Origin of the sequence: Paenibacillus thermotolerans (assembly GCF_028745515.1) — a bacterium.
GTDB lineage: Bacteria > Bacillota > Bacilli > Paenibacillales > YIM-B00363 > Paenibacillus_AE > Paenibacillus_AE thermotolerans.
On record NZ_JAQZSG010000007.1, the window covers coordinates 21427 to 36738 of the forward strand.

The window sequence follows — 15312 nt, forward strand, 5'->3', positions numbered from 1 at the left end:
GCGATTTTTGCAAAATAGTTTTGTAAGCGATTTCTTAATGGGAAAGGGGAAATGGACTAGATGCGCAATCGAAAAGCTTGGTTGATTTGGCTGCTTTCCGCGATCCTTACCTTCACTCTCGCAGCATGCAGTTCCTCGACAGGGGGCAATGCGGACGGCGAAGAGCCGTCAGGGACGGGGAACGGCAGCGAACAAACGAAGCCCGACTCCAAAGCCTCGAATGAAAAGGTCGAGCTGAAGTTCATGTTTTGGGGCAGCGCGTTCGAGAAGCAAGCGGTTGAAAAAATGGTTCAAGCGTTCGAGAAATCCCATCCGAATATTAAGATTAACGCTCAGCACGTTACAGGAGATTACACGACGAAAATCAATACGTTAATGGCCAGCAACGAGCTTCCGGACGTGGCCTATTTGGGAGAGAGCTTGGCCTTGAAATGGGCGGAGCAAGGCAAAGTGCTGGACATGACGCCGTATTTGGATGCGCATCCTCAGCTCGCCGAAAGAATACCGCAAACGTATTATTACTTCGCGCCGGGCAAGACGATCGGGACGAACACCGCGGCCGAGACGATTAATTTGTTTTATAACAAAGATTTGTTCGAGGAAGCGGGGATCGAGCCGCCTCCTGCGAATGCGGAAGACGCATGGACGTGGGATGAGTTCGTGGACGTCGCCAAGCGCATGACGAAAGACAAGAACGGCAAGACGCCGTTCGATACCGGCTTTGATAAGGACAATATCGTGCAGTTCGGCATCTCGGTTCCGACGTGGTCGGCCGGCTGGTACCCGTTCCTTAAGAGCAACGGCGGCGACATTACGAACGAGGACGGCACCGAGTTTATAATGAACAGCCCGGAAGCGGCCGAAGTGTTTCAAAATTTGCAAGACCTTATGTATAAGCATTACGTCGCGCCTAACGCCACGCAGCAGCAAAACCTGCCGGCCACAAGCGTCCGTCTGCAGACACGGAAGGTGGCGATGGCGATCGACGGACAGTGGAGCATTCTCGACTTCGCTTCCAGCAAGCTGAATTTCGGAATCGGGGTGCTGCCGAAGCTGAAAGAGCCGAAGACGATGATTTTGGGCGCGCCGACGGTTATTTTCTCCACTACGAAGCATCCGGACGAAGCGATCGAGTTTTACATGTACCATAACGATCCGGAGCAGGTCGATTTGTATGCGCAAGGCTTGTGGATGCCGCTGGAGCTCAAGTACTACCAGGATCAGCAATTTATCGACAAGTGGACGAAGAACGATGCACATCCTCCGGAATATAAGGAAGCGGTGATCGACTATACGCTGGAGCATGCGGAGCGCTCCCCTTCTTATACGCTGAAAAATTGGGCGGAAATCGATCCGAAGCTGGGAGCCGGCTTGGATAACATTTGGACGAACAACAAGCCGGTCAAGGAAACGCTCGACGAGCTGAAGAAGACGATCGACCCGCTGCTGCAAGGCAGGTACCCGGAACAATAATTTGAGAGAACGGAGGGCCCGCTGCATGATGGTCGGCGCGGGACCCTCTCGTTTTTGAAGATAGGAGGAAAAACCGATGCCAAGAGCGAAATCGCGTACGGGACTGTCCGGCGTGCAGCGGATGGAGCGCCGCTGGGGAATATTGCTGGCGCTTCCGGCATTGCTTGGGTTTCTCTTGTTTACGATCGGGCCGATGGTTGCGTCGTTCGTATTTTCGCTTACCGATTGGAATATCGGGGGAGACTTCAAGTTCATCGGATTCGGGAATTACAAGCATATGATTCTTGAGGACGATCTGTTCTCCAAATCGTTGTTCGTCACATCTTATTACACACTGGGAAGTGTGCCTCTCGTCATCATACTGGCATTCGCGGTCGCGCTGCTGCTCAATCAGAAGGTGAGAGGTTTGTCCGTGTTCCGTACGATTTTCTACCTTCCGGTGCTCGTTCCCAGCATCGCCAACACGATGCTGTGGCTTTGGATTTTCAATCCCGATTTCGGGCTGCTAAATACGGTGCTGAAGGGGCTTGGCCTTCCGGGCTCCCAGTGGATTTACGATCAACAGACGGTAATCCCTTCGTTGATTCTGATGAGCAGCTGGGGGATCGGCAACGCGGTCGTAATTTTTCTGGCCGGCTTGCAGGGGGTTCCTTCACACTTGTATGAAGCCGTGGAAGTGGACGGAGGCGGCGCGCTGCAGAAGCTGTGGAACGTAACGCTGCCCGCGATGACTCCGACCATTTTTTTTAATTTGATCATGTCGATTATCGGGACGTTCCAAGCGTTCACTGAAGCGTATATTATGACGCAGGGCGGTCCGAACAACGCATCGTTATTTTATATTTTTTACCTGTACCGGACCGCGTTCACCGAAACGAAGATGGGGTATGCGTGCGCGCTCGCTTGGGTATTGTTCCTGATCATTATGGCGCTTACGCTGCTTGTGTTCCGCACCTCGCGTTCATGGGTGTATTACGAAGGGGAGGGGAGAGTATGAGCCATACCGCGTACGCTTCGCGTTCCTTGCGGCGCCGCTCGCCGCGTTCCCGATCCGGTACGCTGAAAATCAGCCGATTGATCGTGTATTTGATTCTGATTGCCGGGTCGGCGGTCATGCTGTTTCCGTTTCTGTGGCTGCTTCGAAGCTCGTTTATGAGCACGGCGCAAATTTTTACGTTTCCGCCGGAGTGGATTCCGAATCCGTTCCTATGGAGCAACTACACCGAAGCGCTCACGATCGTCCCGTTCGAACTGTATTTTCTCAATACGCTCACGATTGAAGTGATTGTGGTTACAGGGGTGCTGCTCACCAGCGCGATGGCGGGATACAGCTTCGCCAGATTGCGATGGCCGGGGCGCAATGTAGCCTTCGGCCTGCTGCTCAGCACGCTGATGCTGCCTTACGCGGTGACGCTGATTCCGACCTTCATGGTGTGGAAGCAGCTCGGCGCGATCAATACGTTTGTCCCGCTCACCGTCCCGGCGTGGTTCGGCGGCGGGGCGTTCAACATCTTTTTGCTGCGTCAATTTTTTCTTACGATTCCGAAGGATTTGGACGAAGCGGCGTATATGGACGGAGCGCGTCCGTTCGGCGTCTTTGTTCGGATCGTCCTGCCCTTGTCAATGCCGGCGTTGATTGTTGTAGGAATCTTTACGTTTATCGGCGTGTGGAATGATTTTCTCGGTCCGCTCATTTATTTAAGCGACGACTCGAAATTTACGCTGGCGATCGGGCTCGCTTCGTTCAACGGTTTATATAACGCGCAGTGGGGTTACCTGATGGCGGCATCCACGGCGATCGTCGCTCCGATCATTGTGCTGTTTTTCGTTGCGCAGCGGTATTTTATAGAAGGAATTACTTTAACGGGGATTAAAGGCTGACGATTTAACTGTATAGAAAGGATGGGGATACGGAAATGAAGATTGCGGAGTCTGTTTACCGGAGCATGAACGCGGTGCCTTTTTCGAAGGTGAAGATCGAGGATGAGTTATGGCGGCCGCGAATGAAGGCGAATCAAACCGCCACGCTGAAGGCTTGCTTGGAGCAGTGCGAACGCACCGGGCGAATCGCCAACTTCGCCAAGGCGGCGAGACGGATGAATGGGGAGCACGAAGGCATTTATTTCAACGACTCGGACGTTTATAAGGTGCTGGAGGGTGTCGCATACTCGCTCATGAATGAGCCGAACGCGGAGCTTGAAGCGGAAGCGGACCGCATTATCGATCTCATTGCGGCCGCGCAGGAGGAAGATGGGTATTTGATGACGTACTTTACCCTCAAGGCTCCGGAAAGCAAGTGGACCGATATGGAGAAGCACGAAATGTATTGCGGCGGACACCTGATGGAAGCGGCGGTCGCTTATTTCGAAGCGACGGGAAAGCGGACGCTGCTCGATGTCGCATGCCGGCTGGCGGATTATTACGATGAGCGGTTCGGACCGGGGCAAGCTGAGCGTCATTGGGTCGAGGGCCACGAGGAGGTCGAGCTTGCGCTCGTTAAACTGGCCCAAGCGACCGGCGAGGAAAAATATTTGCGCCTCGCGCAGCATTTGCTCGAGGAGCGCGGGAGAGGTTATGGGAAGGGCGCAATCTGGGATCGCGCGGAGTGGGGGCCTGCTTACTGTCAGGACCACATGCCGGTTCGGGAGCAGCGAACAGTGGTCGGCCACGCAGTGCGGGCGATGTATCTGTACACCGGAATGGCGGACGTTGCCGCGATTACGGGTGATCGGGGCTACATGACGGCGCTCGATTCGTTGTGGGAGCATACTGTGCACCGCAATATGTACGTTACGGGAGGCATCGGGCCGTCCCGGCATAACGAAGGCTTTACCGAGGACTACGATCTGCCGAACGAGACGGCTTATTGCGAAACGTGCGCTTCCGTCGGCATGGTATATTGGAATCACCGGATGAATCTGCTGCATGGGGATGCGAAGTATGTGGACGTGCTGGAGCGGGCGATGTACAACGGGGCGCTTGCGGGAGTGTCCTTGAGCGGAGATAAGTTTTTTTACGTCAATCCTCTAGCGTCGCAAGGAAAGCACCACCGCGTGCATTGGTACGATTGCTCTTGCTGCCCGACGCAGCTGGCGAGATTTTTGCCCTCCGTCGGAAATTATGTGTATGCGGTGTCCGACGGTGCGGTGTGGGTCAATTTGTACGTGCAGGGCGAAGGACGCATCCCGCTTGGGGAGCGGGAGATCGTGCTGGTCCAGCGAACCGGCTATCCGTGGAACGGCCGGGTGGAGCTGGTTGTGGGCGGCGACTGCGGCGGGAAGTTTGCTTTGAAGCTGAGAATTCCGGGCTGGGTTCGAAATTATACGATTCGGCTGAACGGGGAGCCGGTCGGCGCGGCGCTTCCGGTGAAAGGCTACGTGCATTTGGAGCGAGAGTGGAGGCAGGGGGATACCGTTGCAATCGAGTTCGACATGCCTGTGGAGAAGGTGATCGCACACCCGAAGGTGATCGCCGATGAGGGTCGGGTAGCTTTGCAGCGCGGGCCGATCGTATATTGCGTGGAAGAGGCAGACAATAAGCAGCCGTATGATGAGATTGTGTTGACGCACGGCGGCCAATTCGTCGTTGAGCACCGTAAGGAACTGCTGGAGGGAGTGACGGTCATCCACGGAGAAGATGCTTCGGGCAAGGCGTTTCAGGCCGTGCCTTATTACGCTTGGGATAACCGCGAACCGGGATATATGGTTGTTTGGATGCGGCTGAAGGAGGATACGGATGTGCCGCTGTACCGGGTGTAACCGTTGGTTGCGAGCCTTTGATCGAGTTTCGACTCGATCAAAGGCTTTTTCTTTAGATTCTAACGGACAACATAGACGTTATTTCACCATTTTGCCCGCTGAATTTCCGCTAACGGACACCAGAGACGCTAAACCTCGATTTTTGGCGCTGAAACCACCTTTTTCAAAGAAATAACTGCGGTGGCGTCCGTTAAAACAGAAAACTCCATTCAAAACGCCGAATAACTGCATCCTTGTCCGTAAGAGCGAGCGCTTTGGCCAGAATCAGTAGAATTATAGACTCGGATACCGGCCTGAGGCGAGCCGTGTCGATTTTTGCATATTATTCTTTCATTTCATGGCACAAACGTGTGAAAAAGCTTTATAATACCGTATAATATACAAACAAATAAATACTGGGGTGTGGGTGTTACCATGGTTACAAATTCGAGAGCGATTCTGCTTATTTCTTGCCAGGACAAGCCGGGCATCGTAGCGAAATTAACGACTTTATTGTATATGAACGGAGCGAATATCGTATCGTCGGATCAATATACGACAGACCCTGTAAACGGCATGTTCTTCATGCGCATTGAATTCGACATTCCGAATATTGACGAAAAGCTCGGCGACCTCGAGGACAAGCTCGACAGCTTAAGCAAAGAAGTGATGTTCGATTGGAAGCTTTCGCTGCCGAACAAGGTGAAGCGGATGGCCATCCTCGTATCCAAAGAGGACCACTGTCTCCTCGAGCTGCTCTGGCAGTGGAGGTCGGGAGATTTGCCGGTCGAAATTCCGATGATTATCAGCAATCACGAGAATTCCAGAGAGACGGCGGAGCAGTGGGGCATTCCGTACCACTACTTGCCGGTGACGAAGGACAATAAATCGGAAGTCGAGAAAAAGCAGATCGAGCTGCTCAAGGGCAACGTCGATTTCATCGTGCTTGCAAGATATATGCAAATTTTGACGCCGACCTTCGTGGAGCAATTCCCGAACCAAATCATCAATATACACCATTCGTTCCTGCCGGCTTTCATCGGCGCGAAGCCGTACGAACGGGCGTACCAGCGCGGCGTCAAAATTATCGGCGCAACGGCGCATTACGTCAACGATCAGCTGGACGAGGGACCGATCATCGAACAGGACGTTCAACGCGTGACTCATAACGAAAGCGCCAAGGAACTGAAAAATATCGGCAAGCATATCGAACGTATCGTGCTTGCCAGAGCCGTGAAGTGGCACACCGAGGACCGGATCATCATTAACGAAAACAAAACCGTCGTATTCCATTAATCATTGCCGCACGGCATCAAACAAAACCTACCGGAGGATGTTCCTATGACGATCACGGAATGGATCGGCAGTGATGCGATAGCTAAGCTGGAGCATCCTTTCGTTCAGGAAAGCTTCAACGTTCCGCAATCGTACGTTCTGCTCGAAGGGATGCAGCCGATGATCGTTTCCGCGCCGCATAGCGTCGCTCAAACCCGCCTCGGCCAGCCGAAGCAGGGGGAGTTTCGGACCGGTGTGCTGGCGCAGCTGCTGCAGAAAAAATACGATTGCTATGCTATTTATAAAACGAGAAACGACGGCGACGACGCCAACTTCGACGAGCGCAGCGCATATAAGGATGCGATCAAGAAGCTGTCCGACACCCGGTCGATCCGTTATTTGCTGGACCTGCACATTATGTCTCCCCAGCGGGATTACATGATCGATATCGGCACCGGTTACGGCGATAACATCGAAGGCAAGCAGGAAATCGTGGATCGGATGACGGGCTTGTTTGCGGAGCACGGGATCGGTCCCGTCCGGGTGGACCACTTGTTCCCGGCCGCTTACCCGCACACGGTCAGCTCCAGCACGTTCCGCCATTGCCGCATTCCGAGCGTGCAGCTGGAAATCAATTGGAGGCTGCTGGATACGTCGGACGGCGTCGAATCGTTCAATCGCGTCTATGCCGCGCTCGGCGGCATCGTTGAATATTTACTGGAGGAAGCGCCTTGAAGCTCACATGTGCCATCGTTTACAACGGAGCTCTGAAAAGCGAGAAATTCATGTATCAAATTCGGTGGCTGGCCCGGACTGCCAAAGAGCTCGGTTTCGACGCCTCGTTGATCGGGAACAACGAGCTCATTCCCGCGATCGAAGGCGGGCGTTCGGTTCTGAAGGGCAAGTACGCCGGTTATGCGCCGGATTTCTTTTTTTTCTGGGATAAAGACGTAAGGCTGGCGCGGCATCTGGAGAACATGGGCTTTAAGCTGTTCAACGGCTCCTCGGCAATCGAAATTTGCGACGACAAAACGAGAACGTACCAAGTGCTCGCCGACCACGGCATGCCTATCCCCAAAACGATGCTTCCGCCCATGATATACGACAACTGCGAGCTTGAGGATGTTTCGGGCCTCGAGTACATCGCAGAGGAGCTCGGCTTTCCGATGGTCATCAAGGAGGCGTTCGGCTCCTTCGGCGAGCAGGTGTATCTCATTGGCGACCGGGAGCAGCTGATCCGCAAAGCGAGGGAGCTCGGCTCGAAGCCGTACTTGTTCCAGGAGCTGGTGCGTTCCAGCTACGGCCGGGATGTGAGGCTCAACGTTGTGGGAGACCGCGTCGAGGCGGCCATGCTGCGCAAGAGCGAGCATGATTTTCGGGCGAACGTGACGGCAGGGGGCAACATGTTCCCGTATGAACCGACCGACGCGCAAAAAGAGGTGGCCGTCCGCTGCGCCAAGCTCGTCGGCGCCGACTTTGCGGGCGTCGATTTGCTCTTTGGCGAGCATGACGAGCCGATTGTCTGCGAAATCAATTCCAACGCGCACTTCAAAAATATTTACGACTGTACGGGCGTCGATTTGGCCCAAAAGATGCTAACGCATATTAAAGAGGAGTTATCCCGTTAAATGAACGCCGACGGTTGGTTGATTTATAACCGAGAGGATGCGGAGAAAAACCGCAGCTACATCTCGTGGATGCTGGAGGAAGCCGAATCGCTGAATGCCGATTTGCGGCTGCTGCTGAAGGAGCAGCTGTCTTTCGGCGTCCGCTCCGGCAAGCTGTTTGTCGCCTACCTTGGGAAGCCGGTCGATGTGCCGAAGTTCGCCATTGTCCGCAATATCGACGAGCTTTTTACCGAGCAGCTGGAGAGCATGGGCGTGAAGGTGTACAACAATTCGTTCGTGTCGAAAATCGCCAACAACAAGGCGGCGACCTATCAATATTTGGCTCAGCATCGCATCCCGGTTCCGGACACTCTTTTTATCCGCAAGAAAGAGTTCAATCCCGCCGCTTTAGGCGATTTCGCCTTCCCTATGATTCTGAAGGACGTCGCCGGTCGAGGGGGCAGCCAGGTGTATAAGGTTGACGGCCCGGAGGAACTGACGCAGCTGATCGATCGATTGCAAGAAGGCGCGTTCGTACTGCAGCAAATGATGAAACCGGGAAAAGACGTACGGGTGTTTGTCGTAGGCACCAAAATTATTGCGGCGATTGTTCGGGAATCGAAGCAAGATTTTAGAGCGAACTATTCGTTAGGCGGCTCATCGTCCGTGTACCGTTTGTCGAATGAGGAGACCGAGCTTGTAAACCGGATCATCGGTTTGTTTTCGTTCGGAATGGCCGGCATCGATTTTATGTTTGACGACAACGATCGGCTTGTCTTCAACGAAATCGAGGACGTCGTCGGCAGCCGGACGCTGTCGCTCAATACGGACATCAATATCGTTAGGGAATACTTACAATTCATTCTGGATGACAGTAGGCTGGTGTAATCGGATGGAGCCGCAGATCAAGCCTGCAAGGGGCGCAGCGGCAGCGGACGAAGCGATTGAAATAGAGCTCCCGTTTGCCGTCCTTCGCGTTTATGGCGGGGGGTACTTTTTTAAACGCAAGCTGCGCAAGGCAGTAAGGATGGAAGGCGTGTTCGCCGAACCGGAGAAGCCGGAGCTTGTCGTCCGTGTCGACAGGCGTCTAATCGCGTTCTCAGACAGTTCGAACTTGGGGCATGGCCCGTTTTATGCTGCGCTAAAACGATTGTACGGCGGCTTGGAAATCGAAGTCCCGGCGACGGGCGGAGACGAGGAGCTGATCGGGTCGGTTGTGCGCGCGCTGAAGCTGTTTCGCCGCTACTTATCTTCCAATCGGGTCCTATTCGAGCCGGTTTCCGTCGATCCGGTTCAGTCGAGCAGTCACAGCACCTTGATCCAGCGCTGCGTCAACATGAATCCCGAGCAGATGAGCCGCTTCGGGCTCAAGGAGAACGATTACGTCGTCGTAATCCATCCGGTTTCTTTGCACGCGGCGGAAGGAATCGTAAAGCAAAACCGGAACGTGAAGCCCGGGCAAATGTTTGTGACGAGGGGTTTAAAGCAAGCGCTGGGGATAAAAGGGAAAGACCACAGCCATGAAGTGATTGTCTCCATACCGAAGGCGGCCCAAGGATTCACGATCATTCCGCAGATGGTCAGCAAAATCGAACAAAACAAAATCGTCGTTTCGCAGAATATATTCCGTCAACTGGATCCGAATGCCGCGATGTTCGAGCTGTACAACCGGATCACGCGTTCCTCCCTCGACATTCCAAGGGAACAGATCGAGGCGGAAACGGAGGAAGAGACGGAAATTCCGGATAAAGCAAAGAATCGGATTCGCTTGCATTATTTGCACCGTGCATTACTGGATGTCGATGCGCCTGCCGTGCTCGAGCCGCAAGTTTACAAAACGTTCATGCAGCATTCCTCGTTATCGGATGAAGAGAAGGATTTGCTTCGGGAATGCTACGAGAACGATAAGGTTGCTCCGCTTACCTTCGATTTGAGGCGGCGATTAAAAAGCATTTTCGACAAAGCCGCGGATCAACCGATTATGTTAAAGCCGGTTCCGGCTCCGGAGGAAAAGCGGCGTCCGTCCGACGTATCCGCACTCCCGGGTAAGCTGAAGCGGCTCGCGCTTCGGTGGCTGATCGGCTATCATACGATGAGCCTCAAGGCGATCAGGCCATGCTCCGTTGACGAAAGCAGCAACGTCGTCAGGCTGACAAGCACCATGCTTCGGATGATCGGCATTGAGAATACGGACAACGTGATCGTCAGCTATCGAAATCAAGAAATCAAAGCCCGGGTGCTCGAGGTGGAGGCCGATTATTTCGACAACATGAAGGAAACGAACGCGATCGTCAATAACTCCGACTTCGAAATGTGCATCGGCATTCCGAGCCATATGCGCAATAAGCTCGGAATGAACGGAATTCACTGCGTCTGCCGGGTGCGCCGGGATACGGGGTATATTTTCATGAAGCACGTCCATTCGCAAATCGTTCCGACGATCGGCATTGTGTTCGCCGTTGGGCAGTTTTCGATTTCTTACGCCTGGAAAATAGCCGTCGTGATCGCCGCACTCTGTTTATCGCTGTACGTTGGTTTCGCAAACGAAAGAAACAAGATCAATACATAACCGGATGATTCGGCTTCGCCCAAATGAGATGAACCATGTCGAACCAATAGCTTTCCGTTGCTGCGATGTCGATGCCGGCGGCTCGTACCAGCCCTGGAATGTCCCGCGTATGATGGCAGCCCAATAGGCGGTATAACATAGGGTTCAACGTCTTTTGAACGGCGGAAACCGCTGCGTTCGTGCTGATTCCGTGCTCCATCAGCAAAATATTTCCGCCCGGCTTGCACCACCGGTTCAGCTTTTTCAGCACGGTGAGAGGATCGGCGTAGCTGCACATGGACAACGTGGACACGACCGAATCGAACGATTGATCGGGGAAATCCATTTCGTCCATGTCGCCGCGAATGAATTGAGCGTCCAAACGATAGCGCGCAGCCGCCTGTTTCGCTTTCTCCAGCATAGCTTCGCTAAAGTCCGTTGCCGTTACCTTTACGCCGGGCGTGTAATACGGAAAGTTGGCGCCCGCACCTACCGCAATTTCCAGCACTTCCCCTTTCGCATGGCGAATCAGCTGCTGCCGCCAGCGCGCTTCCTTCGGATTTTCTCTTCTTCGGTCGTATTGCCGCGCCTGTTTATCGAATATGCGAATTTGCTTCTGCTTCTCCACTTACGTCCCCGCCTTTTGCCTTCTTACGTTGAATATACAATATTCCGCATCGGGTGTCGTCTGTCTTTAGATAAAATTTTACCGTGTGACGACCGTGTTCGTTTGAGCCGGCGGGCCGTTTTATGTTACCTTTATAAGAGAAACTTATTATTGAATCGTGAGGGAAACGATGGCTGCTTTTGCCATTCAATTTACCTCCACGTATCTGATTCGTTCCGCCGCGCGGCCAAACCGATGACGGAGGTGGGTTGTCTTTGTTCAAAAGAGCCGCTTCTTTCGTATTGATCATCGTCGGCAGCTTCATGATTTCCGTCGGACTCGAATTGTTTTTGCTGCCCAACCAAGTGACAGCCGGCGGCATCGCCGGATTGTCCGTGCTTGTGTCGCACATGACGGAAATGAAGCTAAGCCTGGTGTTATTCGTAATCAATGTGCCGTTTATCCTTGCGAAAGCGAAGTACTCCGTCCGCAGCCCTTTATTGGCGGTTTTACCGTTATTGTTTGTCGGTGTGTTCACGTACTTTCTGCACCCGGCATCCGCTTTGGTCGACGAACCGCTGCTGGCCGCGCTTGGAGGGGGTACTTTCCTCGGTTTGGGACTCGGCGTCATTTTTCGGCAAGGAGGCCGGTTTGACGAGCCGGAATCGGCGGTTCGGCTGCTGCCCTTCTTCCGGAACATGAGCGTCAGCTCGGTCCTGTTCTGTATCAATCTATTGATTTTATTACTGGCAGGCATAGTGTTCGGCTGGCAGCAGGCCGTCTATTCGATGCTGGCGCATTCGCTGGCCTATTGCATGGTGGAGGTCGGCTTTACGGGGTTATCTCCCTTCAAAAGGATTATGGTGCGAAGCCGGCATATCGGCTCTATGCAAAGCACTACGGAGCATATGTACCGAGTGATGTGGGTTCCGACCGGCGAAGAACATACGGCGCTCTGTATCGTTCACCGGTCCGACGCGGCACGGATCAAGCAAGCGTTAAAGAAATTGGATCGTGACGTCCAACTGGCAAGCAGTCTGTATTATGAAATGAATGCCCGGAAATAGGCCCGGGCTTCTTTTTTTTGCGGCGAAAGGAAAAACCGGAAGCTTATAGAATAAGGTTTACAACCACAATACGGATCATGCATAGGAGAGCCAATGGACCAACTCAATTTTCAAGTGAATTTGAAGGGCATGATCGATCTTCTTTCCAATCACCTGTATTCTAACCCCGGCGTATTTATTCGAGAGCTATTGCAGAACGGCGTCGATGCCGTAACGGCCCGCAAGCGGCTTGGGCACAAATTCGAAGAGAAGGTTACGGTGGAACTGTTTCCGTCCTCCCGAACGATGGCCGTTCACGATAACGGCATCGGTCTAAGCGAGGAAGAAATTCACCGGTTTTTGTCGAATATCGGCAGCACCTCGAAGAAGGATCGGCCGGACGATACCGACGATTATATCGGGCAGTTCGGCGTCGGGCTTCTGGCCTGCTTTGTCGTAAGCGGCGAAATCGTCATCATTACGCGTTCGGCGCTGGAGGGCGATACGCTTGAATGGCGCGGGCGTCCCGACGGCACGTATGCGGTCCGAAAGCTGGAAAGCCAAGCGCCGATCGGCACCACCGTGTTTTTAACGTGCAAGGAGGACTATGAGGAATATTTCGAATATGATCGGGTGAGCGAGCTGCTTGAGCATTACGGGGCGTTCCTACCGATTCCCGTATATTTGACGGAAGACAGCTACGAAAACCGGATCAACGATTCGATTCCCCCTTGGAAGATGGACCGCAAAGATGCGTTGGAATACGGAGAAACCCGCTTGTATCAGACTTGTCTCGACGTCATTCCGCTCAAATCGGCGATCGGCGAGGCAGAGGGCGTCGCCTATGTTCTCCCGCACCCGGTAAGCCTGCAAGCGGAAAAACGGCACAAGGTATATCTCAAGAACATGCTGCTTTCCGACCGGATGGAAAACGTGCTGCCGCCGTGGGCGTTTTTCGTTACCTGCATGCTGAATACGAACGCGCTGCGGCCGACCGCATCGAGAGAAGCTTTCTATGAGAACGATCTGTTTCTCGCGGTTCGGGATGAGCTGGGAGAATGCATCAAGAGGCACTTTCTGCAATTGGCCGAAACCGATCCCGAGCTGCTGCAGCGAATCATCCGTATTCACTATGCTTCTTTGAAGACGATGGCCGTGGAAGACGACGAATTGTACAAGTTATTCATCCGCTTTCTTTCCTTCGAAACTTCGATGGGGACGATGGAGGCGGGGGAGATCGCGGCGAGAAGCAAGCAGCTGCTGCTGAACGCGACGCTCGACGAATTCCGCCAAATCGCAAGGGTATCGAAGGCACAGGAGCTTATGGTCGTCAACGGCGGGTACGTTCACGATTTCGAGCTGATCAAGAAGCTGCCCGAATGTTACCCGGACGTTCAAGTCGTCGTCATTAATCCGATCGATTTTTTCAAACGGTTCGAAGAGCTGGACCGGGAGGACAGCTTGCTTACCCGCCCGTTCCTGGAGCTCGCCGATCGGGTGCTGCTTCCGTTTCAGTGCAAGAGCGCTATTCGTTGGTTCGAGCCGGCGGATTTGCCCGTACTATATACGACAAATGAAGAACTCGGCTTCTTCAAGATGGCCGAATCGGGCAAAGATAACGTGAATGAGCTGTTTCAGGACATTGTGCGGCTGGTGGTCGAAGAAGTGTATGAGGTGCCTTTCGCCAGCTTGTGCTTTAACTTTAACAATCCGATCGTCCGCAAAGCGGTCGAATGCGGGGATCCGGAGCTGCAGAGGCTTAGCGTCGAAACGCTGTATATGCAGTCGCTGTTGATGGGCAATTATCCGCTAAGTCCGGAAGAGCTGAAGCTGATGAATCAATCCTTTATGGCGTTTCTGAATTTAGGCTTGAATCGTTCGGGAGGCGTCTGAGGAATGAAGGACCGTTACTACCAGCTTAGAAATAAAGCTTGGGACATGCCTACGGGTAAGCAAAAGTTGACGCTGCTGGAGGAATCCGTCCGGATCGCGGATCAGTACCTGACGCGGCAAGACGCTTTTCAGGCAAGGATGACGTACGGGGAAGCCGCACTGGAAGCCGGACACGCGGAGCGGCTGCTTGTCTCGTTCGCTTGGTGCCTGTCCGAATTCGAGAAACATCCCGGCGAGTATTCTAGCTACTTGCTGCTGTGGCACTATAAGTGGGTTGTGAACCAAATTTGGCGGTTCCCACAAATCCCGACGGAGCGGATCGAGCGCATCTTTGAAGACTTTAAAGCCAAATGTTTGGAGCAAGGCTACGGCTTAAACGCGTATTATAAGTATTTTCATGTATATTCGCTTTATAACGGACGAGTCGAAGATGCGGCGAAGCATTACGAGAAATGGCGGAAAGCCCGCCGCGACGCATTGTCCGATTGCAAGGCGTGCGACCAGAACGATTTCGGGCTGTATCACGTGCTCATGGGCCGCCATAAACGGGCTCTGCAATCGGTAAAACCGATTTTGGACGGCCGATTGACGTGCGCCGAAGTGCCGCAAAACACATACGGCAATATTTTGCTTTCGCTGCTGGAGACGGGCGACTTTGAGCAGGCGGCGGCAATCGCAAAAAAAGGGCAGCGTTTATTGGACGGCCAGCGGTTTATGAACGATTCCGGGAAGTTCATGGAATATTTCAGTGCGGTCGATCTTGCGAAGGCGCAGCGAATCTATGAGCGGACGATCCGCTACGCTCTCGATACGAAGGTCGATTGGAACCGGTTCCGTTACCTGTTGTCCGCACGCATCTTTATGCAGCGATGGCACTCCGTGCGCAAGCACAGGAAGGCGTTGTCCGCACCGGAGCATGTGACGCTTGATTGGATCGTTCGCGAGACGGACCGGCTGGCCGAGGTGTTCGATGCGCGCAACCGGAACAGCTATTACACGGACCTGATCGTGCGGAAAACCGAACAGGTAGAGCGGCTGTCCCGGAAGTACGATACCATGCGCGGCGAAGAATAATCGCTAATGAGATACGCTCAAACGCTGAGCTTGTCCGTTTGGATAAGTTTAG

The 15312-nt window shown here is 53.5% G+C and carries 13 protein-coding genes; 12 read left to right on the top strand and 1 reads right to left on the bottom strand.

Going from position 1 to position 15312, the window contains the following annotated elements:
* Positions 1-60 precede the first annotated feature (60 nt).
* The 9 genes from PT964_RS07890 (at position 61) to PT964_RS07930 (ending at position 10661) form a co-directional block, all read left to right on the top strand.
* Positions 61-1473, top strand: a complete 1413-nt coding sequence (locus PT964_RS07890; RefSeq protein WP_274362803.1) for an ABC transporter substrate-binding protein — start codon at positions 61-63, stop codon at positions 1471-1473.
* Positions 1474-1549: 76 nt separating this feature from the next.
* On the top strand, positions 1550-2470 hold the full coding sequence (locus PT964_RS07895; protein ID WP_274362804.1) for a carbohydrate ABC transporter permease: 921 nt from the start codon (positions 1550-1552) through the stop codon (positions 2468-2470).
* The gene (locus PT964_RS07900) at positions 2467-3354 is read left to right on the top strand and encodes a carbohydrate ABC transporter permease (protein ID WP_274362805.1); all 888 of its coding nucleotides are present in this window, start codon (positions 2467-2469) and stop codon (positions 3352-3354) included. Before PT964_RS07895 ends, PT964_RS07900 begins: the two co-directional genes overlap by 4 nt.
* Before the next feature lie 35 nt (positions 3355-3389).
* Positions 3390-5231 carry a glycoside hydrolase family 127 protein gene (locus PT964_RS07905; RefSeq protein ID WP_274362806.1) on the top strand — a complete coding sequence of 614 codons (1842 nt, stop codon included), beginning with the start codon at positions 3390-3392 and terminating at the stop codon, positions 5229-5231.
* A 414-nt stretch (positions 5232-5645) separates the two neighbouring features.
* The gene (gene purU / locus PT964_RS07910) at positions 5646-6506 is read left to right on the top strand and encodes a formyltetrahydrofolate deformylase (RefSeq protein WP_274362807.1); all 861 of its coding nucleotides are present in this window, start codon (positions 5646-5648) and stop codon (positions 6504-6506) included.
* Positions 6507-6551: 45 nt separating this feature from the next.
* Complete coding sequence (locus tag PT964_RS07915; RefSeq protein ID WP_274362808.1) at positions 6552-7220, top strand: hypothetical protein; 669 nt, start codon at positions 6552-6554, stop codon at positions 7218-7220.
* Positions 7217-8113, top strand: coding sequence for an ATP-grasp domain-containing protein (locus tag PT964_RS07920; RefSeq protein ID WP_274362809.1), 897 nt, complete (start codon positions 7217-7219; stop codon positions 8111-8113). Before PT964_RS07915 ends, PT964_RS07920 begins: the two co-directional genes overlap by 4 nt.
* Positions 8114-8980, top strand: a complete 867-nt coding sequence (locus PT964_RS07925; protein ID WP_274362810.1) for an ATP-grasp domain-containing protein — start codon at positions 8114-8116, stop codon at positions 8978-8980.
* Positions 8981-8984: 4 nt separating this feature from the next.
* Entirely contained in the window at positions 8985-10661 is a 1677-nt protein-coding gene (locus tag PT964_RS07930; protein WP_274362811.1) for a hypothetical protein, read from the top strand.
* Here PT964_RS07930 and PT964_RS07935 read toward each other — a convergent pair.
* The gene (locus tag PT964_RS07935) at positions 10651-11268 is read right to left on the bottom strand and encodes a class I SAM-dependent methyltransferase (RefSeq protein ID WP_274362812.1); all 618 of its coding nucleotides are present in this window, start codon (positions 11266-11268) and stop codon (positions 10651-10653) included. The two genes, PT964_RS07930 and PT964_RS07935, sit on opposite strands and share 11 nt — an antisense overlap.
* A 254-nt stretch (positions 11269-11522) precedes the next feature.
* On the opposite strand from PT964_RS07935, the gene PT964_RS07940 reads away from it, so the two are divergent.
* The 3 genes from PT964_RS07940 to PT964_RS07950 all read left to right on the top strand — a co-directional run bounded on the left by PT964_RS07940 (position 11523) and on the right by PT964_RS07950 (position 15260).
* Entirely contained in the window at positions 11523-12314 is a 792-nt protein-coding gene (locus tag PT964_RS07940) for a YitT family protein (RefSeq protein WP_274362813.1), read from the top strand.
* Positions 12315-12407: 93 nt separating this feature from the next.
* Positions 12408-14186 (top strand): HSP90 family protein, encoded by a 1779-nt coding sequence (locus tag PT964_RS07945; RefSeq protein WP_274362814.1) that lies wholly within the window; start codon positions 12408-12410, stop codon positions 14184-14186.
* A 3-nt stretch (positions 14187-14189) separates the two neighbouring features.
* Positions 14190-15260 carry a hypothetical protein gene (locus PT964_RS07950; protein WP_274362815.1) on the top strand — a complete coding sequence of 357 codons (1071 nt, stop codon included), beginning with the start codon at positions 14190-14192 and terminating at the stop codon, positions 15258-15260.
* Positions 15261-15312: the final 52 nt, after the last annotated feature.